We start from the raw sequence: 26309 nt of genomic DNA, 5'->3' as shown, positions 1-26309 counted from the left end.
ATTGGAGGCGGCACCCGGATTCGAACCGGGGGTAAAGGTTTTGCAGACCTCTGCCTTACCACTTGGCTATGCCGCCATCTAAGCGGAAGACGGGACTCGAACCCGCGACCCCCACCTTGGCAAGGTGGTGTTCTACCACTGAACTACTTCCGCAATTTGGCTGGGCTAGCTGGATTCGAACCAGCGCATCACGGAGTCAAAGTCCGTTGCCTTACCGCTTGGCTATAGCCCAATGATTAACCATCATGAATAAACATCTCAGAACTAACTTCGTGAATTGGCACCGCAGAAATTATTTTGGGGATTTCTGAAGGAAATCCACGAAATAATTTCGACAATGAATCGGTTCTAGCTGTTACAATTCATACCGCAGGATTATTTTGAGAATTTCTGTAAGGAAATTCGTGAAATAATCCAACATTGACGTATCAATAACAAAATGTTTTGTGCTAGTTATGTAAGTATTTATAATGATATGCAAAAAGGGCGACTAGTGGGAATCGAACCCACGCATGCCAGAGCCACAATCTGGTGCGTTAACCACTTCGCCATAGCCGCCATTTACAGGGGCAGTAGGAATCGAACCCACACCGGAGGTTTTGGAGACCTCTGTTCTACCATTAAACTATGCCCCTAAACATGGTGGAGGGGGACGGATTCGAACCGCCGAACCCACTGGGAGCGGATTTACAGTCCGCCGCGTTTGGCCACTTCGCTACCCCTCCCTATAAAAAGATGGCTCGAGACGGAATCGAACCGCCGACACAAGGATTTTCAGTCCTTTGCTCTACCGACTGAGCTATCGAGCCACATTAAAATATGCAAATCTTATCCATTTTCACTCTGAATTCCTTCGCCCTACTCACAGATAGCCTCTCAATTATCAATTCGAGTAGTGTGCTGCAAGGAAATTTACTTATTCCCCTTTTCTCTTCTAAACAATCAGAGAAGGAAAGATTATCAGGACAACTTACAAATTTACTAAGTATCGCTTTATCAATCGAATATATATGTATACTATTTATTGATAAGTAAAGTATGTATGGCGGAGGAGGAGGGATTCGAACCCCCGCGGGCTTTGACACCCCTATCGGTTTTCGAAACCGACCCCTTCAGCCAGACTTGGGTACTCCTCCAATATGAGTGGAGCCTATCGGGATCGAACCGATGACCTCCTGCGTGCAAAGCAGGCGCTCTCCCAGCTGAGCTAAGGCCCCTCGTTGGCTGGTCGGGAAGACAGGATTTGAACCTGCGACCTCATGGACCCGAACCATGTGCTCTACCAAGCTGAGCTACTTCCCGCTCCAATGAATAAATGGCGCGCTCGAGAGGATTCGAACCCCTAACCTTCTGATCCGTAGTCAGATGCTCTATCCAATTGAGCTACGAGCGCATGATTTCCATGGAGCGGAAGACGGGACTCGAACCCGCGACCCCCACCTTGGCAAGGTGGTGTTCTACCACTGAACTACTTCCGCAAATAAAATCCAATCATCATGACTATATGATGTTCATGAAGAACCATAACGGAATTCAAGATATATCAAAGTCCATGAGCCCTTTCCGTAAGTACTATTATAAACAAACGAATTGCATTGTCAATATAATTTCTTTAACTGTATGACGTTTAATGATTCAAAGACATCTGCGATCATTTTATTAACGACGCATTTAATTTTATAGTTTTATTATTTTTTTGTCAATACATTTTTCAGGAGTTTTTGTTCATGATTAAAAAATGTGCACTTCCATTAGTTTTTGCTATTATTATTAAATAATTAAGTAAATTTCTCACTCTTGTATCTTAGCTTGTTAAACGTCGAAAAAGGGCTTTCAATTCTTTCTTTTATTTCGTCGATTCCCTCATCAACTAATAATAATGTGTTCTCGTTTAGCGAACTTTAGTAAATCTTTTAACTAAAAAACAATACTAAGTATAGATAAGAAAGGAATGAATGGTATGGGGCTTTCGTTTATTCAACTATTCGAAGCATATCGAACATTGTGGTCGAACCGTTCTTTAACAAAAGCAGAACTAACGGAGGAAAGCTGTAAATCTCTTCTTTATGAGGCGATTGAAAAAGAATTGCGCGATGAAATGACTCATCCTCGCGTCCGCCAATCTCCCGAAGTGAAATTTTATTATGCTGTTAAAAGGGTTATCATGTCCTCTCTAACTGAAACGGAAAAACTGGCACTAATTCAGCTTCATACAGATATTATGGAACGAATAGCCCTGTAGAAGGTAAGCCAATTCGGAGCTTACCTTCTTTTGTCTTCATTTTGTTACAACGTTTATGATCCGTATTGGCAACCGGATCATCCCCTATCACCATATGCAGATGAGGATGTAACCATCGATTGGATAGATCTATCGTCAAACACCAACCATCATTTCCATCTTGATCATATCCGATAAGCTCCTTCTCTTTCCTTGTTTGTGTTCCTGTCGGTATAAGCCAAAATAACATCGCTTCTGTATTTTCTGCTTCCGACGCATACAGTTATCTTATGACCTAATTGCCAGATTTCAGGACACTTATATCTACCTCTTATAATTCCAGACTGATGTAAATTCGTTTTTTGTTCATTTAAACCATCAGCAATAACAACTCCAGAAGGGATTTTCCCTTTTCATTTTCCTGTTTGATTTGTTTCGCATAAAACAATGACATTTGAACAGACTATGTAGCGAAATGATGTCAAGGAGGGATTTTTATGTCTTTGATTCCTTACGATCCGTTTCGCTATTTAGAAACAATGAGACGAGATTTTAATCGTTTTTTCTCAAATGAATTCCCATCTTTGTTCGCACATATGGACGAACATATGGGAATGCCGCGCATTGATATGCATGAAACAGAGAGTGAATATATCGTTTCCTGTGATATTCCAGGACTTGAGCGAAAAGAGGATGTTCATATCGATGTTCACAATCATGTATTGACCATTAGCGGCACGATTCAGCGGAATCAACATATTAAAGAAGAACAAATGCATCGCCGCGAGCGCTTTTTCGGTCGCTTCCAGCGCTCGATTACATTACCATCGGATGCCACGGCTGATAACATTAAAGCCACTTATAAAAACGGCGTACTTGATATTCATATTCCAAAAATGATGTCCGATCAGAAAAAGCACGTCGATATTGAGTTCCATTAATTCGTTTCTTCAAACGAAGTTGCCGATTTTCGATACTGCAAATGCTTTTGAGTTTAACAACTACATACAAAGCGCTTGAAACTCCCTCTTCAAACGACATTAAGTAACGGGTTGTCCTTACGGCTGTTTCCATGAAAAGTGCCTCTATCAAGCGAATAGAAATGCAAAAGGTGGAACATTGGCTCCACCTTTTTTTCTATTTCGTCATAGATTTTCAGCGAACATGGCTGCTTTCGCGAATGATGAGCTTTGTTGGAACGACGACTTTTTTTGAAATATGCCGCTTTGTCGTTAGCCGTTCGACTAACAATTCCACCGCTGTCTCTCCCATAAATTCCGTATATACTTTCACGGTCGTTAATGGAGGTTGCATAAATTTAGACGTTGGGATATCATTAAAGCCAACAATTGACACATCATCCGGAACTTTAATTTTTGCTTCATGGAGCGCCCGTAAGGCCCCAATCGCCATGGAATCACTCGCGATAAAAAAGGCGGTTGGCAACGCGCCATGAGAAATGGCTTGTTTCATCAAGCGGTATCCATCCTCAGCAGTAAAATGGCCGATAAATACATGTTGCGGGTCATACATTCCTTTTAAATACAAATATTCGTAAAAGGTCGCTTCGCGTTCATCTTTGATGAGACTTTCTCCATCTACATATTCACGCCCGCCAATATAACCAATCTTCTCGTGACCAAGCTCGATGAGATAGTCTAATACTTCCAGCACAGATTGGCGAAAGTCAACAACAACAGAATCAAATTGCTCTTCATCGGGTGAAAAATCAACAAATACAATATGCTTCGTACTAGACGTAAACACTTCGATGTCTTTTGGACCAAACTTTCCAATCGCGATAATGCCATCAAGAGCAGTTAGCCATTCAGAATGATAGGAATCATTTTGTTTAAACAGCTTGACAAGCTCAATTTGACGGTGAAAACATTCTTTCTCAACCCCGAGACGAATAGCCATGTAATAAGGATCTCCTAATTCTTGTAGCTCAGAATACCAATGAACAAGACCAAATCGTAATCGGTCCTTTGCTGTCTGTTGATTGCGCTCCCGCAATGTTTTATAGTTCAATTCTTGGGCTACCTCAAAAATTCGTTTTCTTGTTTCGTCTGATACCGACAAAGTCGTATCATAATTCAAGACACGTGATACGGTCGCCACGGATACACCTGCTTTTTCTGCGATTTCTTTTAATGTTGCCATCGATGAAAAACATTTCACTTCCTTTACGCTTTTTAGTTCCTAGATGTCATTTGAACCATTACATTTCTTCTTGAAATGTCAGTCCTATGCTCTTCAACGCTTTTATGATTTTGGTTGCCAATTATTGATCGTCACAAACCTTTTCAAATATTTTAGATGCAAATGGCGTAATTTCTCTTCATTCTCCTCTTATCCCGATGTGGAACCGCCCGTTTTGCTTCGACAAAAGCAGCTTTCCGAATCGCATCAGCGACGTATAAATGATCATATAGATTACGGTACATGGTTCGAGCGCAAGATTGTGATCACTCCGATAGCCACCTTGTGTTTTCCCAACCCCTAAGTATGTCGTTCATCAAGACAGTTCTCCCTCACTTTCTGACAAAAAGCGCGAAACGCTTTTTTTCCTTTCTCTGTCTGCTTAAAAACACCAGCGTGCTCTAATACGGTTATAAAGCGTTCTCCTACTTCATGCTGAAGAATGCCTGACACATTTTCTGCAGTAATCGAAGGGTACGTATCGGATATTTCTTCATACCAGTCCCAATGTTTGAGAAGCGAGGGGGCCCAGTCTTCTTTTCTCGTTTTTTGCACGAGATACTCGGCTAATGTTTCTAGTTCCGTTGCAAGTCTTCCCGGCAGCACCGCAAGCCCCATAACTTCAATTAAACCGATATTTTCTTTTTTAACATGATGCAATTCTGCATGAGGATGGAAAATGCCGTATGGATGCTCCTCCGATGCCCGGTTATTGCGTAAAACGACGTCCATTTCAAATAGCTCCCCGCGTCGTCTAGCGATAGGTGTTACCGTATTATGCGGGGTATCGCCGCTTTGGGCGTATATATCAACAGACGGGTCGCTATATGCTTTCCATGTACGGTAAATTAAATCCGTTACTTCGAGCACTTCCTCTTTTCTGCCACGAACGCGAATCACCGACATTGGCCAACGAACGATTCCAGCGGTCAATGAGGGATAGGAAGGCAAATCAAATTCTTCCTCCATTTCAGCTCGTTCAATCGCAAACGTATATTTTCCGCCTTGAAAGTGATCGTGCACCAAAATCGAGCCGCCAACAATCGGTAAATCAGCGTTGGAGCCAATAAAATAGTGCGGAAATTTTTCGATAAACGCAAGCAATCGCGCAAATGTGTTTCGCTCCATTTTCATCGGGACGTGGTCGCGGCTAAATACAATACAATGTTCGTCATAGTATACATACGGAGAGTACTGAAAACACCATGGTTCATCTAATAACGTGATCGGGATGACGCGATGGTTGGAGCGAGCCGGATGGCGCCACGTCCCTTCATATCCTTCATTTTCCGCGCAAAGCACGCACATTGGATATGTCGATGCCTGCAAATCTTTTAATTTTGCAATCTCTTTTGGATCTTTTTCCGGTTTTGATAGATTAATCGTAATATCGATTTCTCCATAGTTCGTCATTGCTTTCCATTTTTTATTTTTCGCAATTCGATCCACATGAATATAGTTTGAAGCTTTGCTGAGCGAATAAAACCAGTCTGTCGCCATTTCCGGCCGTTTAACATACCGTCCGTAAAATTCGCGAATAACTTCCGATGGACGCGGCATTAAACAATTCATCAGCTTCGCGTCCCATATATCCCGTTCGGTTGTCGTATTTGTCTGTAGTCGACCGTTTTCGTATGCCCAATCTACTATATTTGCTAAAACTGGAGAAGGAGAGGAGAGATTCTCTTGAATCTCAACCTCTACCGGTTTCCAATCCTCAATCTTTAACGTAGCTAGCAAACGGTTCCGAGTATAAATGGCATCTTCCGGATAAAGCAATCCGTTGGCGATTCCGTATTGAACTAGCTTTTCAATCTCTTCGTAAATGTTGACCAACATCAAGCACCTCGATATCCGTTTGGTTTTGCCTGATGCCATTCCCATGCGGAGGCGACAATGTCTGTAATGTTTGGATATTTTGGTTCCCAGCCGAGCTCACGTTTTGCCTTTTCCGAAGAAGCGACAAGCTTTGCTGGGTCACCCGGACGCCGTGCCATCACCCGGGCAGGAATTGGATGCCCTGTGACAACTCGTGCCGCTTCAATCACTTCTTTAACAGTAAATCCATTACCGTTTCCTAAATTGTAGATGTTACTTTCTGACCCGCTCCGTAATTTTTCTACAGCCAGAATGTGAGCATCGACTAAATCGAGGACATGAATATAATCACGAATGCACGTTCCATCATGCGTGTCGTAATCGTCCCCAAAAATATGAATCTCTTCTCGCTGTCCAAGCGGCACTTTTAAAATCAATGGAATTAAATGCGTTTCCGGGTCATGGTCTTCGCCAATCACTGTGCCATAAGCCCCGGCGACGTTAAAATAACGCAACGAAATATAGCGGATTCCGTAAGCACGATTGACCCATTTCATCATTTTTTCCATCGCTAATTTCGTTTCTCCATACGTGTTTGTTGGAGTAGTTGGATCTGTTTCGACAATTGGAATTTGTTTCGGCTCCCCATAGACGGCTGCTGTCGACGAAAAAACAATTTGTTTAACGCCAAATTCGTTCATTACTTCTAATAAAATCTGTGTACCATATACGTTGTTATCATAATATTTAAGCGGCTCTTGCATGCTTTCGCCAACAAGAGAGTTCGCCGCAAAGTGAATAACTGCATCGATGTCGTGTTTTTGAAACACTTCTCTTAAAAAAGTGCGGTCGCGAATATCACCTTGGTAAAACATTGCTTCCGGATGAACAGCTTCTCGGTGCCCTGTTTGCAAATTATCAACAACAACCACCTTTTCCCCTTTTTCGATTAAACGATAAACGGCATGACTGCCAATATAGCCAGCGCCGCCGCAAACAAGAATCATAATCTCATCTCCTTTTCTTCTGTGATCTCTCTGGCTCCATCGCCAATTTTTACGACGTAAAAACTAGCTTCATATCCGCTTTTTTGCGTATACTCGCGTCCGACCTGCTCAATGAAAGAAGGGATATATTCATCCTTCACAATGTTCACTGTACAGCCACCAAATCCTGCCCCCGTCATTCGGGCCCCAATGGTCCCTTCATGTTTCCATGCCGCTTCGACAAGGGTGTCAAGTTCTGTTCCTGTCACTTCATAATCGTCGCGCAACGAAATATGGGATTGCTTCATTAATTCGCCGAAACGGAATAAATCGCCTTGCTCTAAAGCGTTAGCCGCTTGCTTTGTTCGTTCATTTTCGGTCACTGCATGTCGAACACGTTTTTTCTCCACCGGAGAAAGAAGATGTTCGTATTGCTCGAGTTGTTTGCTTGTCAAATCGCCGAGTGACTCAATGTTCACATGTTGCCGTAATTTCAAAAAGGCAGCTTCACATGTCGCTCTCCTTTCATTGTAAGCGGAGTCCGCTAATCCCCTCTTTTTATTCGTATTTGCAATGACAATCGTGCAATCGGTCATTTCCAAAGGTAAATAGCGATACTCTAATGTTTGGCAGTTTAATAGTATCGCATGGTCCAACTTGCCCATTCCTACCGTGAATTGATCCATGATGCCGCAATTAACGCCGATATATTCATTTTCTACCTTTTGACTTAATTTCACAAGATCTATCATGTCAATGTTTTGCTCAAATACTTCATTCAACATAACAGCGGTTACAAGCTCGATGGAAGCCGAAGATGACAATCCTGCCCCATTCGGAATATTCCCGTAATACAAAATATCTAATCCCGTATGGATAGGACAAAATGATTGAAATGCAGTGATGATCCCTTTTGGATAATTCGCCCATCCATGTTTTACATGATACGATAAGTCCTCATACGAAACAGTAATCACACCTTCTTCGGGAAAATTTTTAGAGTAAAACCGAATGAATGGATTCCCCGTTTTTCGCACAAGCGCATACGTGCCTATTTGCAGCGCACACGGCAACACATACCCTCCATTATAATCGATATGTTCACCGATTAAATTCACACGCCCCGGGGCGAAAAAAATACGAACTTTCTCTTTTACACCACCAAACAACGCAATAAAATCTTCTTTTAATTGCTCCATCATCTTTATGCCCCCTAACCCACCAATTATAGTAAATATTTTAGTAAAAATTTTATGAAGAATCAATGAAGTTTGAAACAATTCTTTTTTTAAAACGTATAATAGACAGCTAATCAATCCATTTTATATATAAGGGAGGTTGCTGAATGGAAACAAAACTATTTCTGAAGGATGAACTCAAAAAGATTAACCAATGGGAACAAGACCAAAAAGATCTATGGTTTTGGGAAAAGATTGGGCGGTTGCCATTTAAGATTTTGGATAAATTAACACCAAACTTCGTACATAAAAAGCTCGGACAGTTGTTGGATGAACTTGGTGGATATATTCAAACGGGTGGGCAATATCTTGTAAAAGAGCAAAATATTTTAGAAAAATTTAAGGAAGACGGCACCATTCCGACACTCGAACAGGTTGCACATGCTCCTCTTGAGACGATGGATCGCGTTTGTGATGAGATTATTACGTCACGAGTGACGTTTGCCCAATATCAAGGTGCGACTACCGGTATCGGCGGCGTTTTTACGCTCGCCATCGATATTCCGACACTCCTTGGTCTCGCACTAAAGACATTGCAGGAAATTGCGATTGCCTACGGATACAATCCGAAAGAAAAAAAAGAGCGGCTTTTTATCGTGAAATGTTTGCAGTTTACTGCTGCTGACATCGTAGGAAAAAAAGCGATTCTTGAGCAGCTCACTTCGTTCTCCAACGACCATCAACAAGTATTTTCCCAACTTCAAGGATGGCGCGAAGTCATCATGACATTTCGCGATCAATATGGGTGGAAAAAGCTCTTTCAATTTGTTCCGATTGTCGGAATTATCTTTGGAGCAATGTTCAATAAAAGTTTTATTGAGGATATTGCTAAAACAGGAAAAATGTTGTATAGAAAACGCCGCATTTTAGAAAAGCTTGCTCAACTAGAAACCGGTGTCTAGCTACATTTTAGACACCGGTCTTTTTCCATTAGCGATATTCTTTTAATCGCCAGATGACACTAATAAAATCGCCGTGGCGCTTCGGCACATTCAGTCCCACGTACATGAGTTCATCCCCTCCATATACTTCTCCGCTACCTATTAACTCGTAATTTTTGTCAGGGTCAAGTCCTTTGAGCCGCAAGAAAGATAAAGGGGCATTTGCTTCTGCTAGCACTCGAAAATAAGCAGCGAACGCTTCTGATTTGTCTTCAGATACAAACATCCATGCTGCTTCATTTCCTTCAAACGGACTTACTATTCGATAAAAAGTTCCGAATTGCACAAGACGGCGAATATCTTTATAAAAAGCGACTTGTTGCTTAACAATTTCCTTTTCTTTCTTGCTTAGCTTCGTCAAATCAAGCTCGTAGCCAAAATTCCCCGACATCGCAACATGCCCACGAATATCAAGTGAGGTCATGCGATGAACTTGATGGTTGGGAACAGCCGACACATGAGCTCCCATGGCAATAATTGGGTAAACAAGGCTCGTACCATACTGAATTTTCAAACGCGAAACCGCGTCTGTATTATCACTCGTCCATGTTTGCGGCATATAATAGAGAATGCCTGGATCAAACCGTCCCCCGCCGCCAGAACAGCCTTCAAACAAGACGTGTGGAAAACGGGATGTAATTTCCTCCATCACGCGATACAGGCCTAACATATAACGATGAGCCGTTTCGCGCTGTCTCTCAGGCGGTAAAGCGGCAGAACCGATTTCTGTCATATGGCGGTTCATATCCCACTTTACATATGAAATCGGTGCACTGGCCAAAATATCCGAAACAGCACAAATGATATAATCACACACGTCCTTGCGTGACAAATCTAAGATAAGCTGATTTCTTCCCTCCGAACGCGGCCGGTTCGGCACATGAAGGCACCAGTCCGGATGTTTGCGGTACAGCTCGCTGTCGACTGAAATCATTTCTGGTTCAAACCATAAGCCAAACTGCATTCCCATGTCACGAACTTTTTTCACAAGACTCGCTAGCCCATTCGGGAGTTTATCTTTGTTCACAATCCAATCTCCTAACGAGCTTTTGTCGTTATTTCGCTTACCAAACCACCCGTCATCCAATACAAACAGTTCGATGCCTAATTCTTTCGCTTCTTCAGCAATTTGCAAAATTTTTTCTTCATTAAAATGAAAATACGTTGCTTCCCAGTTGTTAATTAAAATCGGGCGTTCCTTATCACGAAACGATCCACGTGCCAAACGCGTTCGATACAGTTGATGGAACGTTTGTGACATTCCATTCAGCCCGCAATCGGAATAGACCATCACCACTTCGGGCGTTTGGAACGATCCACCCGGTTCTAATAACCAAGTAAAATCAAACGGATTAATCCCTAGCGACACACGCGCTGTATGAAATTGATCCACTTCTACTTGCGCAAGAAAATTGCCGCCGTACACGAGATTAAAACCGTATACTTCACCTTCGTCTTCATTCGCATTCTTTCTTAATAACGCAATAAATGGGTTATGTTGATGACTGCTTGCTCCTCTTCGGCTTTCGATCGATTGCGTTCCGACAAAAAGCGGTTTTCTTTCTATATACCGCTCTCGGCAATGAGCACCGAAAAGATGCAGAAAATCAAAGTTATCATCGTAAAAATCGATATTCATGCTTAATGCCCGCAATAATTTAATACGTTCAGAGCCTTTATTTTCAAAACGAACAGAACGTGTAATGACATTCAACTGCTCATATACCGTATAAAGCAAAATCGCACTTAAACGTGTCAGACGATCTTCCAAAAAAATTTCTAGCGTTTCCGCCTCGTTTTCATTTTCCGCATAGGTTGCTGGCAATCCTTCTAATTTCGGCTTTCCTTTATAAATTCGATGCGTTTTGTATCGTAAATCCGATACGGTCGATCCATTTTCCAATTGCACTTGATAAGCTGGCGTGCGAAAGTCTGTATTGCCGTAAGCCGGATACTCTTGCGGCAACGTATCTAAAGAAAACGTTCGGTCTGATGGATCAGGATTGGGAGAAAAGGCGCGCTTTATAAACCGTAACTTTCTTGATAGATGAGCCGTTCTTATCTTTTTTCCCCAGTATAGATGTGCTAAATATCCTGAATGCACTGTTTGCATAATATAACTTGTATCCTTCGCCTGCAAATGGAACATTTTTGTGTCGATGTTGTATGTAATAGCCACGATAATCCCCCTTTAGTCCCGGATGTGACTCCTAAAAAGGTGATTTTTACAATAAAGCCATTATTATTCAGGTATAAAAAAGAGAGCATGTAATTATGCCCTCTTTCCTTAGGTTGAATCGTTTCATATTCGCCACCCGATCAACCTAAACCAGAAGAAACTTGTAATTTGTATTTCTTAGTTTGAGATGGAAGCTCAAATACAATTTTCCCTGTTTACTCGAAAAAAGAAGCTGATATCCTCGTTTTCATAAGCGCCTAACTCTGCATTACTAGAATATTCAGTACCGTCATCGGTTAGAATTTACCATCCACATATTCTTAACAGTTAAAATAAAAAACGGTGTCTAAGAAATTCTAGACACCGTTTTGGTCGCATGGCACGACCGCATCATGCAGTGCTTGTTCCAGCTCCTTCGTATAAACAGTTGTTTGCTCGGCGGACCATTGTAAGTAATCAGCCATGAAAGCGATGACGCGTTCTTTCCAACGACGGACCGAAGCGATATCAAAGAATAGGGCACCAGTGCGGCGAATGAAATAGTCGACCGGTTTGACGACCATTTCGTCTTCAATGGAGTAAACGAGCCGAACGAATTCCTCGCGGGAAAGCCCGCTGTTTGCATCGTACTGTTTGCTCAGAGCAAATAAGCGGTCGACGTTTGCGCCGTATTGTTTGGCGAGTCGTTCCCCTTCCTCTTTCGTAAAGCCATACTGCACCGCTTCTTCCGCTTTTTTTGCCGTAAAGGCCGGCAAATTGTGAGAACCACCGACATCTCCCCCGGAAATCGGCAAATGTTTCGTTTGGCAAGGACGGAACGTTTTCCCTTCCTCTTTTTCCAATTGCTTGGCAACAAGATCAACGACCGTTTCTGCCATTTTGCGATAGCCGGTTAATTTTCCTCCTGCAATCGTAATGAGCCCTGATGGTGACTGCCAAATTTCATCTTTACGAGAAATTTCTGATGGACTTTTTCCCTCTTCATAAATGAGCGGCCGCACGCCAGCCCAGCTTGATTCAATGTCTTTCTCTGCTATATGCACACTTGGGAACATGTAGTTAATGGCGTTAATTAAATAGTCACGATCATCGGACGTCATTTTTGGATGAGCGATATCATCATTGTAAAACGTATCGGTCGTGCCGACATACGTTTTGCCATCGCGCGGAATGGCAAACACCATGCGGCCGTCCGGCGTATCAAAATAGATGGCCTGTTTTAACGGAAACCGTTTTTGGTCAATGACAATATGAACCCCTTTTGTGAGTCGCAGCATTTTTCCGTTTTTGGAGCGATCTTTTTCTCGTAATATATCAACCCATGGACCGGCGGCATTGACAATTTTTTTCGCATATATTTCGTAAGAGCGGCCGATGATTTGATCGCGGCAACGTACGCCAATGATGTTGCCGTTTTCGTAAAGAAGTTCCTCTACTTTTGCATAGTTTACCGCGTGCGCTCCTTGTTCGACGGCTTTTTTGATGACTTCGATTGTCAAGCGGGCATCATCAGTACGATACTCGACATAATAGCCACCTCCAAGGAGACCTTCCTTTTTAATGAGCGGTTCTTTTTTTAATGTTTCCTCAGCGCTTAACATCGTGCGGCGCTCACTTTTTTTCACGCCCGCTAAATAATCGTACACCCATAAGCCAATGGATGTACTCCATTTGCCGAACGTTCCACCTTTATGAATTGGCAGTAACATCCATTCCGGAGTGGTGACATGCGGACCGTTTTCATATACGATCGCCCGTTCTTTTCCAACTTCGGCGACCATTTTTACTTCCAGTTGTTTTAAATACCGAAGCCCACCATGTACAAGTTTCGTAGAACGGCTTGATGTTCCCGCTGCAAAATCTTGCATCTCGACTAACGCTGTGTTCATGCCTCTTGTGACTGCGTCTAAGGCAATCCCACAACCGGTAATTCCCCCGCCAATAATAAGAATGTCGTAACGTTCTCGGCTCATCTCCTCTAAACGCTGATAACGTTGGACGCTAGAAAATGATGATCCCATGAAAAATCTCCTCCCTTTTAAAGATAAAAAGAGACCATGACAAACACGACAAGCCTTCGCTTATCATGTATGCATGGTCTCTCCTTATCTCCTGACAACTTATTAACTTACTTTTATTATAAACGAAAACAGCACGTTTGCCTAGTAAAAAGTTCGCTAGTTTGTTTCGTAATATTTCCACAATTCTTTATTCGATGTCGTAACAGCCACCGCTCCTGCCTCAAGAGCGCGCTCGACATCATCTACAGTGCGGATGAACCCTCCAGCAAAAATCGGTTTTCCCGTCCGTTCCTTTACTTCCCGAATGATATGCGGCATCGCTCCCGGTATGACTTCGATACAGTCTGGCTGCGTCTTTTCAATCAGTTGGTAACTTTTCTCAAGTGCATGCGAATCAAGTAAAAAAATGCGTTGAATCGCCAGTACCTTTTTTTGTTTTGCTTTTACAATCACATTGCCTCTTGTTGAAATTAACCCGCACGGCTGAAATTCTTGGCATAAATATTCCGCTGCATATTCATCATGGCTTAATCCTTGGATTAAATCGGTATGAATGATTAAATTTTTTCCACATTGGCGCGCGTATTGAAAAACGCTTTTTAGCTGTGAAATATGTAATTCTAGTAACACTCCATGTGCATATGAGCTGCTCAAAAACTTTTCAAAGTCTTTCAATGTTTTGATGGAAGGAATAATTTTTTGTTGATGAATGTTCAAATTTTCCTTTTCCCTCCTTCATTCATTGCTTTTTGTCACAGGTGTTGTCAAGCAAGATAAAGACAACATTATTCTCGGTTTGCATGCACTGACTTTAATACCCCTCTTGCGAAATTTTTCAACGACATGTTGAATGTCTTTTTTTTGTACAATGGTTTCTTCATGAAAATGATCCATATTTTCTCACCTTCCGTTATGTTAGAGAGGACATTTTTGGAATTAACAGCTCGACTGTCGTTCCTTTTCCGACTTCGCTTTGAAGCGTAATTTGTCCACCGTATTTATCAACGATCTCTTTAGCAATAGCTAGACCAAGCCCTACTCCTCCTTTTTCACGACTTCGCGCTTTATCGACGCGATAAAAGCGCAAAAACACTTTCTCTAATTCATCACGAGGAATGCCGATTCCTTGATCGATTACAGAAATGCATACATATTTTCCTTCTTCTTTCAAGCGAATGGTAATTCGCTTATGCTGTTGTGAATACTTCACCCCATTATCAAGTAAAATTAACAGGAGCTGTTCAAAATGATGTTTCGTCATTCGAATTGATATCGTCTCTTCTAACAAATTGTCCACCACAAACTGAAACGCTGGATACAAAACGCGAAAATTTCTTACCGTTTGCTCCACTGCGTCTTTCGGAGAGAGCGGTGGAATATCCGCAGGAACTGTAATGACTTCCGCACGCGACAAGTCTAAAAGTTCTAACGCTAGTGTTTTTAACCGGGCAACCTCTTGGGAAGCAGCCTCTAACGATTCTTCTAGGATGTCGCGGTTATTTTTTCCCCAGCGTTTTAACAGTGAAAGATGTCCTTCTAAAATGGCAATCGGCGTTCGCAACTCATGCGAGGCATCCTGAATAAATTGCTTTTGCTGATGAAACGAATGTTCAATTTCATCCATCATTTCGTTGAACATCACCATTAATTTAGACATTTCATCGTTTGAAGGTGGAATATCAATTCGTTGTTGAAACCCTTTATTTTTAATATTCATCATCGTTTTTGTTAATGCCTTTAGCCGGCCTACAAAATGCTGGGCAATAAACATTCCAATGAAGGCGCTCGTAATCATTGCCGCTATCCCGATTAACGTCATAATAAGAAACAACATTCTTGTCATTTGTTTAAATTTCGCAAGATGACGAACAATCTCAATCGTCCCATTGACGGACGAAAGATGTAAAGGCTTTCGTAAAATAATTGATCGTTCATCATTGACAGAATGATAATCAATCTCCAGACTTTTCGGAGCAGCAGTCGGCGACAGCGAAACGGATGCATGGTTGGAAACAGAAACAATGATGTTTCCTTTGGCATCAAGAACGCGGATGGTCTGGTATTTTTCGTTTAACTTTTCAAGTAATTGCCCGCTTTCGCGAACGTCCTTCCACGATAGATTACGTTTTTCCGCGTAATAAGTTTCAATTTCTTCGATGGTTTTCTTCATTGTTTTTTCTTCTTCATTCAGCAACCATTGTTTTACAATCTCATATTGCAAGCTCGTAAAAATAAAATAAATAATAAAAATGGCCGCCGCAGAAAGAAACGTTAGCTTCCATTTTAAAGAGACGTTTTTAATGCGAAAAAGTTTCATGGCCGCATCACATATCCTGCACCGCGTACTGTTTGGATATAACTTTCCTTATCGTTTTCGTCTAATTTATGGCGCAAATAACGGACATATACATCGACGACGTTCGTTTCAACTTCTGTATCAAATCCCCATACTTTGTTCAACAATGTATCTCGTGTCAAAACAATATTGATATTTTGTAAAAACGTCACAAGCAAATCGTATTCTCGTTTTGTCAATTCAATGATTTCGTCTCCTTTTTTAACCGTGCGTGCATTCAAGTCAACGGTAAGGTCTTTGAACGTTAATATTTGTTCACCTTCAGAAGGAAGTTGGACGCGACGGAATAAAGCGCGAATTCGCGCCAATAATTCTTCAATCGCAAATGGCTTGACAATATAGTCATCCGCACCGCTATCTAATCCCATAACACGGTCGAATACGCTATCTCTTGCTGTAATCATAATAATCGGAGTTTGTTTCACTGACCGCACCCGGCGGCACACTTCCATTCCATTTAAATTCGGAAGCATTAAATCTAATAGGATGAGTCCCCAATCCTCCGACAACGCCATCTCCAATCCTTCCCTGCCATCATGACTCACGCATACTTCATACCCTTCATGGGTTAAATCAAGCTCAATAAACCGAGCCAAATTTGCTTCATCTTCAATAATTAAAATGCGTTTGTTCATTTTCTTTCCCTCCTATTCCGTATCATATCAAAAAGAAATGCCAACCGCTTAACGCGATCAGCAATTCACATTTTGCTTACGAATGTCGTTCCAATATGAAATCAATAAACGCATGAACGATTTCCACAAACTGATATGCTAACAACGATACAGCAGTTCCTGAGAAAAAAAGTGTAATGATTAGACGAATGGTATGCATCCTGTTCTCCTCCCTCTTTGTTGCCGGTCTATCGAGTTGTCGAACATGGATAGAGCGTCGGATGCATTATTATTGAAGAATGAACATGTGCTTCTAAAAATATTACTCTGACAAATATTGCAATGCCGGCTTTCTGATTACCAACTGCAACTACATCATAAACAAAAAACCTTAAAAATACATTAAATTTCACTAAAAAAATTAGAGTGACGTTTTTTTCATGTAGTACATACATTTAAACTAAGAAACAAGTAATGAAAGGAGATAGGCTTGATGAATGATCATTTTCAACCTCCGATGAAGAAAAAGCAAGATGATGAACCTTTCCAACGTTTATGGGGAATGATTGATCAATTTTTTGACGAACGACCGTTGAAAAAAATGTTTGAAACACTCGATGAATATTTCCATAAAACGTTCTCACACGCGTATATCCCAGTCGAAGTTCATGAAACGAAACATGACTACACGATTACCGCTCATCTTCCTCATGTGAAACGAGATCAAATTCAACTAGAGTTTACAGATGACTATTTACACTTGACTGTCAAAAATCACGAAATCATCGAATCCACCGATGAAGGAAATCATGTATATCAAAAACGGCAAATGTCTCAAAACATTACGCGCACTATTCCTTTACCCTACCCGGTAACAGAAAAAGAAATTAAAGCTTCATTTGAAGACGGTCGATTAATCATCCGCCTTCCGCAAAAACGAAAATACATCGATATTGATTAAGAAAAGCAGAAACGAGCGCCTACCGCTGACCGAAAAGTGTTCTTCCGCTAAGAAATGCCTGCATTCCAACGGCGAAAGGTTATTTCCCACAAAGCGTTGCGAACTGAAGCTGGACAATAAGAAAAACAAAGGTATCCAATTTCGTCTAAAAGCTGCCCACATCCTGTAGGCAACGGTGAAATGTCGCCACCTATCTTCCTCAAAGGCAAATGTTCTACAATCTTCAAAGAAGATGAGGTCGCTTCTCATCTTCTTTGTGTTATGAATTTTTGTGGGACTTGCTTCCGTATTTTGCGTTTTCCTCTGGTGTGGGATCTTTTTGAATATCCCACTCTTTTTCTTGATCATTTGGATATTTGTGTTTTGGTCTGCGATTGTCATTTCGATTTGTCATCGTGTTTCACCTCCTAGTGTAAAAATGGATCTTCTTTAATTAGCATATGTCATTTTTATATCCATTAATCGTTTTCAATTAGCCATACATACTTTCTTAATAGTTGACCCACTCTACTTGTAGGAGGTGCCAAAAAACATGAAGAAAACGCTACCGGATTTTAAGCAGCTGAATGATCGCATCATTGCAGAACCGTCCCATGAGCCAAAATTAGTCATTGAAACAAACCTTGATCCGCAACAAGCCACCGAAGAAAATCCGTATGCCGAAGGGGCACAACGTGTCAGCAAGACATTCGAAGCATTTTTCCAAGGGGACGAATCGTAATGGAAAAAACATTAGGCTATTTGCGCGAAATTTTATCCAATTATACTGATTATCATACGAATATCCCTCGTCACATTTATAAAAAATTACTCGCAAAGCCATATACAAGTGAAGAAGAGTTTGTCCGCGACTTGTCGAGAGAAGAAATCGCTTTTCTCGATCGCATTTTGCCACATGAAATCAAATATGCAATGGACGAGCGAGATTTTGAGCGCGTTTATCAATTAAATGAGGTGTATGAGTTACTATTTTAAAAAATTAATCCTCCACATATGTTGGTGGAGGATTCCATCATTATCCTTTAAACGTATTGACTAATCCTTTCAGCATTCCGCCTACTTGATTAACCGTATTAATCATTTGTCCCATCGTGTTCATCATTTTATTAATATCATATGTCCCTTCGGAAGTTTTAAATTGCGACATAATGGACTGAAGAGCCGGTGCCGGAGGCTTTAAAACCGGGCTTGGTGTCGGATAGGGAGTCGGATAAGGCGACATTTGTGACACTTGTTGCCCAGCCGGCCAATGATGAGCCACTTGGGAATATGGATATGGCTGATATAATGCAGCATGATATGGTGAATAGGAAGAATTTGGTGTTGGAAACGAATGAGGATACCGGTACATAACATCTTCCCCCACTTTCTAAGCTACCATTAGTATATGTGTCATGAATCAAAAAAGTGAAAACGGACATGTCATGAATTGTCGGAAGTTTTAATTTTTTGAATTTACATGAATCATAACCGTTTATGGTACTATGTAGTAAAGAAATCGCAAAGGGGGAGAGTGCGATGAACATAGCCGAGTTTAAACATAAATTTATCGCATCCAAAAATTACGAACCAACCGATATGAATGAATTGCTTGATTTTGCACGCCAAGTTTATTTACGCGGGGAAATCACTATTGCTGAGTATCGCGATATTGCTCGTGAACTGGAAAAGGCAGGTGCCTGTAAGCCAGATTTTAACAACGAATATATCGAACTATAACCGAGAGGAACGCTTTCCTCTCGGTTTTTTGCATATTTCTCGTTCTTTCATCACAAATTAATGAACAAGGGAGGTGTTCAAAATGAGTAGAGGCGTTCATTTTCAGCATAAATTAAAAGGTCATGACCACCAAAAACCAAAGCGTGGCGAAAATGTCCCTCCAAAACATACAGAGCGAGTCGAGTATGAAATCGGGAACGTAGCCACCGAACAAAATGGGCCCGTGTCCGCGAAAGTAGAAAAAGACCTTTGAATCACTCCCACTTTCTCTTCGCTTGAAAGCGGGAGATTTCTAGGTCATCCACTGAAGGAAAACTGAGCAAGGTCTTGGGACTGTCCCAGCCCTGAATACGAAAAACTTGCACGTTGGACTCGACACGCTGACGCACGGCGCAGGACAGCGCGGGCACATGGTGGGTGAAGTTGCTACATGACCCCCCCCTTTTTCCTATCCCCTTATCTCCTTCCGCTCTCAAAGTGCCATCTTTGCTGTTCACTTACAATAAAGTTGGTTCATTTTAATACTCTAAACACCCATAACACCGTTCGATTCCGAACGATATTCAAAAAATAATTATTTCATTTTAGATGAATACTTAAATTGGTTTTAAGCAGCAGTAACAAATCTTCTGTTATTCAACTATCACGCCCGTTAGTTAAATATAAACCAAGATGTTCATTTAGATACTTGACTTTTAAGAATTCCTACCTTATAATTCATAAAAAATATTTACTAAATATACCAAATATTATATTTTATAAAAGCTAAGAAAAGGACACGAATCAATCTTTATTTTCTTACCAGAGAACAGGGTCATCGGCTGAAAGCCCTGAAGAAAAGAGATTGATTTACCACCTTGGAGCTATTATGGGGAAAGGATAAACCTGAGTATCCATAATCGGGAAAACCGTTATCTTTTTGAGCGTAATGTACACTTTCGGTATGTTACGGAATTAGGGTGGAACCACGACCGCACTCGTCCCTTATTTTTGGGATGGGTGCGGTTTTTATTTATATTTTAAAAATTAGGAGGAATAAAAAATGTCAATTAAAATGGAAGCAGAAAGACGAAATCACCGAAAATTAGGTCAACAACTAGAGCTGTTTATGTCAATGGAAGAAGCACCTGGAATGCCTTTTTTCTTACCAAAAGGGATGGTCATTCGAAATGAACTTGAAAATATGTGGAAAAAAAAGCATCAAAAAGCTGGTTATCAAGAAATAAAAACACCCATTATGATGAAACAAGAGCTGTGGGAACAATCCGGTCATTGGCAACATTATCACGAAAATATGTATTTTTCAAATGTCGACGAACAAAATTACGCCATTAAACCAATGAATTGTCCAGGTGCTGTATTAATTTTTAATAGTAAGCGACGAAGTTATCGAGAACTTCCTATTCGTTTTGCAGAACTTGGCCTAGTTCATCGTCACGAACTTTCAGGATCTTTAAATGGGCTTTTACGGGTTCGCTCTTTTACTCAAGACGATGCACATTTGTTTGTTAGAGAAGAGCAAATTGAATCTGAAATTGATAAAGTATTGGATTTAATTGATGAGTTCTACTCTGAATTTGGCTTTAGTTATAAGATTGAACTTTCTACTCGCCCAGAAAATTTTATGGGTTCAGTTGAAATATGGGAAAAGGCAGAATTAGCTCTGGAATCAGTATTAAAGAAAAAAGGATTACATTATCAAATCAATCAAGGTGATGGTGCTTTCTATGGTCCAAAAATTGATTTCCACATTCTAGATTCACTCGGACGAAGTTGGCAGTGTGGGACAGTTCAGCTTGATTTTCAAATGCCTGAAAAGTTTAACTGTAATTATATAGGCGAAGATAATAAACCTCATCCCCCGATTATTATTCATAGAGCGATTTATGGTTCTATCGAACGGTTTATGGCAATTTTAATTGAACATTTTGCAGGTGATTTCCCCTTTTGGCTGGCTCCATTGCAAGCAAAGATCTTGCCTATTTCTGATTCTCATTTGTCTTACGCCAACCAAATTAAATTACAATTAGAATCTGCTGGATTTCGAGTTGAAATCGATGACAGAGTTGAGAAAATTGGATTAAAGATTAGAGAGGCTGAAATACAAAAGGTTCCTTATATGATTATAATTGGTGATAAAGAGGTGGAGAAAGAGTCCTTATCCATAAGAAAGCGTAAGGAAGGAAACCTTGGTGAAATGAATATTATAGAAGTGATAAAAAAATTCAAAGAGGACAAAAACGAGCATTAATAATTCGGAAATCCAAAAAGGTAAATAACCTTTTTGGATTTCTAGTATTATCTGTGTTAAAAATCTCTTGTTATATTATTACCACTGTCCTGCCCTCGTTTGTTTACATGAAAACCTTCCCCATTTTCATGCTATATTCCGGTTACATCAAAAAATGTTCCTTAACAATCTGGCCCTTTTTTAATGAAACAATATAGCCGAAGTTTTCAAACAACATGATTGTAAATTTAAACAGCTTTTTTGTCACTCAACATTTGCAAGATATTTCGATTGCATCACATATGTTCGAACACGGCCACAAACAAACGAGCCATCTCCCACTTTCATCGGACCATACCTGTACATGTCAAAGCGGAAGTGGTCTCGCTTATCTACAATAAAAATGATGTCCTATCAATTGCTATTCGTTTTCCTTTAAGCGTTCACATACAAGCAAAAGCGTATATTCGATCGATTGATGAAATTGCTTAATTCGACTGATTTTCGCGTTTGGGTAAAACGCTTCAATAGCAATTTTCTCAATATTTTCTCCCGTTGTTTCGATTTGCTGAGGATAAACATATTTTGGCCGTGCTGACTGAATCCAAGCAAGCGCTGTACGTTTCCATTCGTCAACGACTTGTTTTACCTCGTCAACAAACGGCTTGACTGTTCCCAAAAAATCAGGGAATTCATGATGATGACGGGTTTGTTCAGCAATCTGTAAAATCTCGTCATTATAGTTTTGTAATTGCTTTGTTAATTCCTCTAACTGCTTGTGCATAAACACGACTTCCTCTCAACATTGTTTCGTCTTCTTTAGTATACAAAACGAATCAATCATGTGCGAGAAAGCCGCTACGGATTACACAAAATTCAGCTTCGAGGAAACACTTGTAGGAAGCGGTAACTGTTGTTGAAATTCCTCCGCTTTTTCGCTCTCATCGCTTACTCGGTTTTCTATGTTTTCAAGGTGCAGCTCCAACTTCTCTATTTTAGTTTGACTTTGCTCATATTGCTCATGAATCATTCCTTCAATGACGTTTCCAATTTTTTCATCGACTTGTTGCATAAGTTGAACAATTTCATACAATTGTTTTTCCACATCTTCTTTTTTAACCCACCGTTTTTCCATTGGATCTCCTCCCATCCACCTTTTGCTTATAAAAGATTCGCTAATGATTTCCTGCTCCCTTCACACATGACAAAACTAGAACGATTTCGGCAAAGAAAGTGGTTCTCCTCACTTCTTCGTGTGATTTCGACATGGTTCATTTGTCCCAGGAACGGTCAAGAAACGAGTTGGCCGACGTAAATATGTAAAAGGGGAATCGTCAAAACATTCATTATACACCCGCTTCTCCATTTCCTGTGGTATAATAAAAGGCATTCAAAGGAGATGAGGCCAATGACGTTTAAATATCCGGGCGGCAAAACGTATAAAACCAAACAGGAAAGCGAGTTAGTCCACCATTTTCAACCGAACTACGGGAATCGTGGAATGACGCTAGAAGAAGATTTAAACGCAACAAATGAGTACTATCGGGAACATGGCATCGCCATTATTCATAAAAAACCAACCCCGATTCAAATTGTTCGCGTTGACTATCCGAAACGAAGCGCAGCCGTCATTAAAGAAGCGTATTTTAAACAAGCGTCAACGACCGACTATAACGGCGTATATCGCGGCAAATATATCGATTTTGAAGCAAAAGAAACAAGGAATAAAACATCATTTCCTTTGCAAAATTTTCACGAGCACCAAATTTACCATATGAAACAAGTTCTCGACCACGGTGCAATTTGTTTTGTTATTTTACGATTTACTACCCTTAATGAGATATATCTTCTTGATGCCAATCATTTACTAACTTTTTGGGAACGACAAAAAAATGGGGGAAGAAAATCAATGACAAAACAAGAGATCGAACAATATGGTCATTACATTTCACTTGGCTATCAACCACGAATTGATTATATTAAAGTAGTAGAAAAAATCTACTTCTAAAAAATGTTTCTTGTCTCTACAAAAAAGCAAGAAACAAGAGAAACAGATACACTTTCTTACAACTATTAGAAAGGTAGGATTTGCTTATGTCTGGTGACTATCGTTCTCGTGTAGAACGGAAAAAAGCAACAAAACAAGTGCAACAAAAAAAGGCAAAGAAACGAAAAACGACATCGTTTTTTAAGAAATTGATGATTACGTTGTTATTGTTTATGATGATTGGAATGGTGAGCGGGATTGCCACATTTGCTTACTTTGTGAAAGACGCTCCACCGCTTGACGAAGCAAAAATTAAAGACCCGTTATCATCAACCATTTATGATATGAACGGTCATAAGATTGCAGAGTTAGGTGCACAAGGTCAAAAACGAACGTATGTTTCTTATAAAGATATCCCGAAAGTACTGGAAGATGCTGTATTAGCGACAGAAGATGTCCGCTTTTATCAGCACCATGGGTTCGATTTGATTCGTCTAGGCGGCGCGGTTGTCGCTAACTTGAAAGATGGATTCGGAGCTGAGGGAGGAAGTACGATCACTCAACAAGTAGTAAAGCTAACCTTCCTATCATCCGAAAAAACACTAAAGCGCAAAGCACAAGAATTATGGCTAGCTCTTCGCCTTGAACAAAAGTATTCAAAACATGAAATCTTAGAAATGTATTTAAATAAAGTTTATTACTCTAATAACGTATACGGTGTTGCCAAAGCGGCAGAATTTTACTTTGGAAAAACAGATTTAAAAGACTTAACGCTTCCAGAAGCAGCGCTACTTGCTGGAATGCCGCAAAGTCCAAATAACTATAACCCATATGAATACCCAGAAGCAGCGAAAAAACGACGCGATGTGGTCCTATCGTTAATGGCAAAACACGGCTTTATTACAAAAGAAGAAGCAGAAAAAGCAAAAAAAGTGCCGATTCAATCGATGCTAGTGGACAAGAAAAAACATAAGAATTCTAACTCTAGCTCTGTTCCGTACGATTCATTTATCGAGGAAGTAATTAAGGAAGTAACCGACCAAGCAAATGTCAACGTGTATGAAGATGGGCTAAAAATTTACACAACCCTAGATCCAGATGCACAAAATTACGTTGACGATTTATTAAATTCAAACGATTTGTTTACAAATAAAGAAAACTTGCAATCAGCAATTGCGCTTATTGATACAAAAACAGGCGAAATTCGCGCGCTTGGTGGCGGACGAAACAAAAATAATGTAGCATTCGGCTTTAACTATGCCATCCAGCGAGTAGGGCAGCCAGGTTCCACGATTAAGCCGATTCTTGACTATGGTCCAGCCGTTGAGTATTTAAAATGGTCGACTGCTCATCAGCTTGTTGACGAACCGTATGCGTATTCCGACGGAACGCCGATTAAAAACTGGAATGGAACTTACGAAGGTCCGATGACAATGAGAATGGCGTTAGCCAAATCGCGTAACATTCCAGCCTTAAAAGCGCTTCAAGCGGTCGGAAAAGAGCGGGCGAAGCAATTTGCCAATAAGCTCGGCATGGGATTTGATGAAATTTATGAATCGTATGCGATCGGTGGCCTTGGAAAAGGTGTATCTCCATTGCAAATGGCCGGTGCATACAGCGCCTTTGGCAATAACGGGGTGTATATTAAGCCACATGCGGTAACAAAAATCGTCTTTCCGGATGATACGGAAATGGATTTAACACCAAAACCAAAAGTAGCAATGAAAGATTATACGGCGTACATGATTACCGATATGCTAAAATCGGTTGTTCAATATGGTACGGGTACCCTTGCCAATGTTCCAGGCTTGCATATCGCTGGAAAGACAGGAACGACAAACTACGATGATGACACGATTCGCAAATACGGTCTGCCAGACGGAGCCGTACCAGATAGCTGGTTTGTCGGCTATACACCAAATTACACGGCGGCGGTATGGACCGGATTCAGCAAACGAAGCAGTGAAGCGTACTTGTCAACATATGAGCAAAAAATTCCACGCCTTCTATTCAAAAAAGTGATCGCCCATGTTGATGACGGTAGCGGCGACTTTAAAATGCCAAAGAGTGTCGTTAAACTGCCGATTAAAAAAGGGTCCAACCCACCGAAACTTGCTGGTAAATACACGCCAGAAAGCGAAATTGTGTATGAATGCTTTGTGAGAGGAACTCAACCGACGGAAGTGGCTGAAGACCGTCCGGAACCGTTATCCCCAGTGACAAATTTACAAGGGGTATACGATCCAGTGACAAACACTATTACTGTTTCATGGAAATATGGTGGTCAATTAGAAAATGGATCCTTTGAAGTACACATAAAAAATGACAAAGGCGAGTCGAATGTTGTGACAACGAATGAGTCATCATTGACGGTCAATAATCCGACTCCAGGTGCTGTGTATACATTTGAAGTATATGTCATCAATAAAGAGGAAGAAAACCGAAGTGAACCAGCATCAACAACCGTCCAAGTACCAGGCGGGGAACAAAACGAACAAAATGGCGATAACCAAGGACAAACATCACCTTCCGACGAAAATGGAAATAACGGCCAACAGCCAAATGGAAACGAAAATAACAATAACAGTGGAAATAACGGTACAAATAATGGGAACAGCGGAGAAAATAACAATAATGGAGATTCCGGCAATAACACGACACCAACACCGCCGGCAACCAATCCAACAACTCCTCCACCGCAAAATGGCGGCAATGGTGGCGGTACCGGCAATAACTCAACAAACAACAATAATACTGGAACAAACACAAACCAAACTAATCCGCTACAGCGGCCCGACGATGTACCGGCAGCCAATCCCAATCGTTAGATAAAAAG

The 26309-nt window shown here is 40.8% G+C and carries 25 protein-coding genes, 12 tRNA genes and 1 other annotated feature; of the genes, 11 read left to right on the top strand and 26 right to left on the bottom strand.

Annotated features, from left to right (window positions below; all coding sequences use genetic code 11):
- Positions 1 to 2 precede the first annotated feature (2 nt).
- The 12 genes from HNR31_RS09195 to HNR31_RS09140 all read right to left on the bottom strand — a co-directional run bounded on the left by HNR31_RS09195 (position 3) and on the right by HNR31_RS09140 (position 1478).
- A tRNA-Cys gene (locus HNR31_RS09195) sits at positions 3 to 76 on the bottom strand.
- Positions 77 to 81: 5 nt separating this feature from the next.
- Positions 82 to 153 (bottom strand) — tRNA-Gly (locus HNR31_RS09190).
- A 4-nt stretch (positions 154 to 157) separates the two neighbouring features.
- Positions 158 to 232: transfer RNA gene (locus tag HNR31_RS09185), tRNA-Gln, on the bottom strand.
- 253 nt (positions 233 to 485) lie between these two features.
- A tRNA-His gene (locus tag HNR31_RS09180) sits at positions 486 to 558 on the bottom strand.
- A gap of 6 nt (positions 559 to 564) precedes the next feature.
- A tRNA-Trp gene (locus tag HNR31_RS09175) sits at positions 565 to 635 on the bottom strand.
- Between the two features lie 5 nt (positions 636 to 640).
- Positions 641 to 725: transfer RNA gene (locus tag HNR31_RS09170), tRNA-Tyr, on the bottom strand.
- Positions 726 to 736: 11 nt separating this feature from the next.
- Positions 737 to 809: transfer RNA gene (locus HNR31_RS09165), tRNA-Phe, on the bottom strand.
- Between the two features lie 234 nt (positions 810 to 1043).
- Positions 1044 to 1136: transfer RNA gene (locus HNR31_RS09160), tRNA-Ser, on the bottom strand.
- Positions 1137 to 1144: 8 nt separating this feature from the next.
- Positions 1145 to 1217: transfer RNA gene (locus HNR31_RS09155), tRNA-Ala, on the bottom strand.
- Positions 1218 to 1225: 8 nt separating this feature from the next.
- A tRNA-Pro gene (locus HNR31_RS09150) sits at positions 1226 to 1302 on the bottom strand.
- A 14-nt stretch (positions 1303 to 1316) separates the two neighbouring features.
- A tRNA-Arg gene (locus tag HNR31_RS09145) sits at positions 1317 to 1393 on the bottom strand.
- A 10-nt stretch (positions 1394 to 1403) separates the two neighbouring features.
- Positions 1404 to 1478 (bottom strand) — tRNA-Gly (locus HNR31_RS09140).
- A gap of 482 nt (positions 1479 to 1960) precedes the next feature.
- Between HNR31_RS09140 and HNR31_RS09135 the strand changes: the two genes are divergently transcribed.
- Together HNR31_RS09135 and HNR31_RS09130 are read left to right on the top strand one after the other, a co-directional pair.
- On the top strand, positions 1961 to 2242 hold the full coding sequence (locus tag HNR31_RS09135; protein ID WP_181555957.1) for a hypothetical protein: 282 nt from the start codon (positions 1961 to 1963) through the stop codon (positions 2240 to 2242).
- Between the two features lie 476 nt (positions 2243 to 2718).
- A complete protein-coding gene (locus HNR31_RS09130; protein WP_181555956.1) occupies positions 2719 to 3162 on the top strand; it encodes an Hsp20/alpha crystallin family protein in 444 nt (147 codons plus the stop codon).
- A 214-nt stretch (positions 3163 to 3376) separates the two neighbouring features.
- On the opposite strand, the gene HNR31_RS09125 is transcribed toward HNR31_RS09130, so the two are convergent.
- From HNR31_RS09125 to HNR31_RS09110, 4 genes are all read right to left on the bottom strand, one after another.
- Entirely contained in the window at positions 3377 to 4384 is a 1008-nt protein-coding gene (locus tag HNR31_RS09125; protein ID WP_181555955.1) for a LacI family DNA-binding transcriptional regulator, read from the bottom strand.
- A 339-nt stretch (positions 4385 to 4723) separates the two neighbouring features.
- Positions 4724 to 6259, bottom strand: a complete 1536-nt coding sequence (galT, locus tag HNR31_RS09120; protein WP_181556111.1) for a UDP-glucose--hexose-1-phosphate uridylyltransferase — start codon at positions 6257 to 6259, stop codon at positions 4724 to 4726.
- Positions 6260 to 6261: 2 nt separating this feature from the next.
- Positions 6262 to 7248 (bottom strand): UDP-glucose 4-epimerase GalE, encoded by a 987-nt coding sequence (gene galE / locus HNR31_RS09115; protein ID WP_181555954.1) that lies wholly within the window; start codon positions 7246 to 7248, stop codon positions 6262 to 6264.
- Positions 7245 to 8429 (bottom strand): galactokinase, encoded by a 1185-nt coding sequence (locus tag HNR31_RS09110; RefSeq protein WP_181555953.1) that lies wholly within the window; start codon positions 8427 to 8429, stop codon positions 7245 to 7247. Before HNR31_RS09110 ends, galE begins: the two co-directional genes overlap by 4 nt.
- A 143-nt stretch (positions 8430 to 8572) precedes the next feature.
- On the opposite strand from HNR31_RS09110, the gene HNR31_RS09105 reads away from it, so the two are divergent.
- Complete coding sequence (locus HNR31_RS09105) at positions 8573 to 9367, top strand: EcsC family protein (protein ID WP_181555952.1); 795 nt, start codon at positions 8573 to 8575, stop codon at positions 9365 to 9367.
- A 28-nt stretch (positions 9368 to 9395) separates the two neighbouring features.
- On the opposite strand, the gene HNR31_RS09100 is transcribed toward HNR31_RS09105, so the two are convergent.
- The 6 genes from HNR31_RS09100 to HNR31_RS18680 form a co-directional block, all read right to left on the bottom strand.
- The gene (locus tag HNR31_RS09100; RefSeq protein ID WP_181555951.1) at positions 9396 to 11585 is read right to left on the bottom strand and encodes an alpha-galactosidase; all 2190 of its coding nucleotides are present in this window, start codon (positions 11583 to 11585) and stop codon (positions 9396 to 9398) included.
- Positions 11586 to 11941: 356 nt separating this feature from the next.
- The gene (locus HNR31_RS09095) at positions 11942 to 13606 is read right to left on the bottom strand and encodes a glycerol-3-phosphate dehydrogenase/oxidase (protein ID WP_181555950.1); all 1665 of its coding nucleotides are present in this window, start codon (positions 13604 to 13606) and stop codon (positions 11942 to 11944) included.
- A gap of 156 nt (positions 13607 to 13762) precedes the next feature.
- The gene (locus tag HNR31_RS09090; protein ID WP_181555949.1) at positions 13763 to 14323 is read right to left on the bottom strand and encodes a glycerol-3-phosphate responsive antiterminator; all 561 of its coding nucleotides are present in this window, start codon (positions 14321 to 14323) and stop codon (positions 13763 to 13765) included.
- Between the two features lie 193 nt (positions 14324 to 14516).
- The gene (locus HNR31_RS09085) at positions 14517 to 15923 is read right to left on the bottom strand and encodes a sensor histidine kinase (protein ID WP_181555948.1); all 1407 of its coding nucleotides are present in this window, start codon (positions 15921 to 15923) and stop codon (positions 14517 to 14519) included.
- Positions 15920 to 16597, bottom strand: a complete 678-nt coding sequence (locus tag HNR31_RS09080) for a response regulator transcription factor (protein WP_181555947.1) — start codon at positions 16595 to 16597, stop codon at positions 15920 to 15922. Before HNR31_RS09080 ends, HNR31_RS09085 begins: the two co-directional genes overlap by 4 nt.
- Before the next feature lie 76 nt (positions 16598 to 16673).
- Positions 16674 to 16796, bottom strand: a complete 123-nt coding sequence (locus HNR31_RS18680; protein WP_258561041.1) for a hypothetical protein — start codon at positions 16794 to 16796, stop codon at positions 16674 to 16676.
- 273 nt (positions 16797 to 17069) lie between these two features.
- Between HNR31_RS18680 and HNR31_RS09075 the strand changes: the two genes are divergently transcribed.
- Complete coding sequence (locus tag HNR31_RS09075) at positions 17070 to 17537, top strand: Hsp20/alpha crystallin family protein (RefSeq protein WP_181555946.1); 468 nt, start codon at positions 17070 to 17072, stop codon at positions 17535 to 17537.
- 259 nt (positions 17538 to 17796) lie between these two features.
- Here the strand turns inward: HNR31_RS09075 and HNR31_RS18675 are convergent, their stop codons facing one another.
- Entirely contained in the window at positions 17797 to 17931 is a 135-nt protein-coding gene (locus tag HNR31_RS18675) for a hypothetical protein (RefSeq protein ID WP_258561040.1), read from the bottom strand.
- A 138-nt stretch (positions 17932 to 18069) separates the two neighbouring features.
- Between HNR31_RS18675 and HNR31_RS09070 the strand changes: the two genes are divergently transcribed.
- Both HNR31_RS09070 and HNR31_RS09065 read left to right on the top strand, forming a co-directional pair.
- Entirely contained in the window at positions 18070 to 18258 is a 189-nt protein-coding gene (locus tag HNR31_RS09070; RefSeq protein ID WP_181555945.1) for a hypothetical protein, read from the top strand.
- Positions 18258 to 18512 (top strand): sigma-G-dependent sporulation-specific acid-soluble spore protein CsgA, encoded by a 255-nt coding sequence (locus tag HNR31_RS09065; protein ID WP_181555944.1) that lies wholly within the window; start codon positions 18258 to 18260, stop codon positions 18510 to 18512. The genes HNR31_RS09070 and HNR31_RS09065 overlap by 1 nt, the downstream gene beginning before the upstream one ends.
- Positions 18513 to 18552: 40 nt before the next feature.
- On the opposite strand, the gene HNR31_RS09060 is transcribed toward HNR31_RS09065, so the two are convergent.
- The gene (locus HNR31_RS09060) at positions 18553 to 18888 is read right to left on the bottom strand and encodes a YppG family protein (RefSeq protein WP_181555943.1); all 336 of its coding nucleotides are present in this window, start codon (positions 18886 to 18888) and stop codon (positions 18553 to 18555) included.
- 167 nt (positions 18889 to 19055) lie between these two features.
- On the opposite strand from HNR31_RS09060, the gene HNR31_RS09055 reads away from it, so the two are divergent.
- The 3 genes from HNR31_RS09055 to thrS all read left to right on the top strand — a co-directional run bounded on the left by HNR31_RS09055 (position 19056) and on the right by thrS (position 21507).
- The gene (locus tag HNR31_RS09055) at positions 19056 to 19256 is read left to right on the top strand and encodes a YppF family protein (RefSeq protein WP_181555942.1); all 201 of its coding nucleotides are present in this window, start codon (positions 19056 to 19058) and stop codon (positions 19254 to 19256) included.
- 82 nt (positions 19257 to 19338) lie between these two features.
- Positions 19339 to 19509, top strand: a complete 171-nt coding sequence (locus HNR31_RS09050) for a hypothetical protein (protein WP_181555941.1) — start codon at positions 19339 to 19341, stop codon at positions 19507 to 19509.
- Positions 19510 to 20014: 505 nt separating this feature from the next.
- Positions 20015 to 20244, top strand: a binding site (T-box leader).
- Positions 20245 to 20298: 54 nt separating this feature from the next.
- A complete protein-coding gene (gene thrS / locus HNR31_RS09045; protein ID WP_258561039.1) occupies positions 20299 to 21507 on the top strand; it encodes a threonine--tRNA ligase in 1209 nt (402 codons plus the stop codon).
- Between the two features lie 400 nt (positions 21508 to 21907).
- Here thrS and HNR31_RS09040 read toward each other — a convergent pair whose 3' ends face one another.
- Together HNR31_RS09040 and HNR31_RS09035 are read right to left on the bottom strand one after the other, a co-directional pair.
- Positions 21908 to 22270, bottom strand: a complete 363-nt coding sequence (locus tag HNR31_RS09040; RefSeq protein ID WP_181555940.1) for a YppE family protein — start codon at positions 22268 to 22270, stop codon at positions 21908 to 21910.
- Positions 22271 to 22351: 81 nt separating this feature from the next.
- Positions 22352 to 22621, bottom strand: a complete 270-nt coding sequence (locus tag HNR31_RS09035; RefSeq protein WP_181555939.1) for a hypothetical protein — start codon at positions 22619 to 22621, stop codon at positions 22352 to 22354.
- A 273-nt stretch (positions 22622 to 22894) separates the two neighbouring features.
- Here HNR31_RS09035 and recU point away from each other — a divergent pair, with 273 nt between their 5' ends.
- The gene (recU, locus tag HNR31_RS09030; RefSeq protein WP_181555938.1) at positions 22895 to 23494 is read left to right on the top strand and encodes a Holliday junction resolvase RecU; all 600 of its coding nucleotides are present in this window, start codon (positions 22895 to 22897) and stop codon (positions 23492 to 23494) included.
- Positions 23495 to 23580: 86 nt separating this feature from the next.
- Positions 23581 to 26301: a PBP1A family penicillin-binding protein gene (locus tag HNR31_RS09025; protein WP_181555937.1), complete on the top strand. Its 2721-nt coding sequence runs from the start codon at positions 23581 to 23583 to the stop codon at positions 26299 to 26301.
- Positions 26302 to 26309: the final 8 nt, after the last annotated feature.

This window comes from Thermaerobacillus caldiproteolyticus, assembly GCF_013761245.1.
In the GTDB taxonomy this organism is placed as follows: Bacteria; Bacillota; Bacilli; order Bacillales; family Anoxybacillaceae; genus Thermaerobacillus; species Thermaerobacillus caldiproteolyticus.
This window is presented reverse-complemented; position numbering and strand designations above follow the sequence as displayed.

Coding starts and splice junctions, on each gene's coding strand:
- HNR31_RS09050 (WP_181555941.1), top strand. CDS start 19,339: ATGAGTAGAGGCGTTCATTTTCAGCATAAATTAAAAGGTCATGACCAC.
- HNR31_RS09130 (WP_181555956.1), top strand. CDS start 2,719: ATGTCTTTGATTCCTTACGATCCGTTTCGCTATTTAGAAACAATGAGA.
- recU (WP_181555938.1), top strand. CDS start 22,895: ATGACGTTTAAATATCCGGGCGGCAAAACGTATAAAACCAAACAGGAA.
- galE (WP_181555954.1), bottom strand. CDS start 7,248: ATGATTCTTGTTTGCGGCGGCGCTGGCTATATTGGCAGTCATGCCGTT.
- HNR31_RS09055 (WP_181555942.1), top strand. CDS start 19,056: ATGAACATAGCCGAGTTTAAACATAAATTTATCGCATCCAAAAATTAC.
- HNR31_RS09075 (WP_181555946.1), top strand. CDS start 17,070: ATGAATGATCATTTTCAACCTCCGATGAAGAAAAAGCAAGATGATGAA.
- HNR31_RS09085 (WP_181555948.1), bottom strand. CDS start 15,923: ATGAAACTTTTTCGCATTAAAAACGTCTCTTTAAAATGGAAGCTAACG.
- HNR31_RS09065 (WP_181555944.1), top strand. CDS start 18,258: ATGGAAAAAACATTAGGCTATTTGCGCGAAATTTTATCCAATTATACT.
- HNR31_RS09040 (WP_181555940.1), bottom strand. CDS start 22,270: ATGCACAAGCAGTTAGAGGAATTAACAAAGCAATTACAAAACTATAAT.
- thrS (WP_258561039.1), top strand. CDS start 20,299: ATGTCAATTAAAATGGAAGCAGAAAGACGAAATCACCGAAAATTAGGT.
- HNR31_RS09125 (WP_181555955.1), bottom strand. CDS start 4,384: ATGGCAACATTAAAAGAAATCGCAGAAAAAGCAGGTGTATCCGTGGCG.
- HNR31_RS09110 (WP_181555953.1), bottom strand. CDS start 8,429: ATGATGGAGCAATTAAAAGAAGATTTTATTGCGTTGTTTGGTGGTGTA.
- HNR31_RS18675 (WP_258561040.1), bottom strand. CDS start 17,931: ATGACAAATCGAAATGACAATCGCAGACCAAAACACAAATATCCAAAT.
- HNR31_RS09070 (WP_181555945.1), top strand. CDS start 18,070: ATGAAGAAAACGCTACCGGATTTTAAGCAGCTGAATGATCGCATCATT.
- HNR31_RS09095 (WP_181555950.1), bottom strand. CDS start 13,606: ATGGGATCATCATTTTCTAGCGTCCAACGTTATCAGCGTTTAGAGGAG.
- HNR31_RS09105 (WP_181555952.1), top strand. CDS start 8,573: ATGGAAACAAAACTATTTCTGAAGGATGAACTCAAAAAGATTAACCAA.
- HNR31_RS09135 (WP_181555957.1), top strand. CDS start 1,961: ATGGGGCTTTCGTTTATTCAACTATTCGAAGCATATCGAACATTGTGG.
- HNR31_RS09080 (WP_181555947.1), bottom strand. CDS start 16,597: ATGAACAAACGCATTTTAATTATTGAAGATGAAGCAAATTTGGCTCGG.
- HNR31_RS09060 (WP_181555943.1), bottom strand. CDS start 18,888: ATGTACCGGTATCCTCATTCGTTTCCAACACCAAATTCTTCCTATTCA.
- HNR31_RS09035 (WP_181555939.1), bottom strand. CDS start 22,621: ATGGAAAAACGGTGGGTTAAAAAAGAAGATGTGGAAAAACAATTGTAT.
- HNR31_RS18680 (WP_258561041.1), bottom strand. CDS start 16,796: ATGCATACCATTCGTCTAATCATTACACTTTTTTTCTCAGGAACTGCT.
- HNR31_RS09025 (WP_181555937.1), top strand. CDS start 23,581: ATGTCTGGTGACTATCGTTCTCGTGTAGAACGGAAAAAAGCAACAAAA.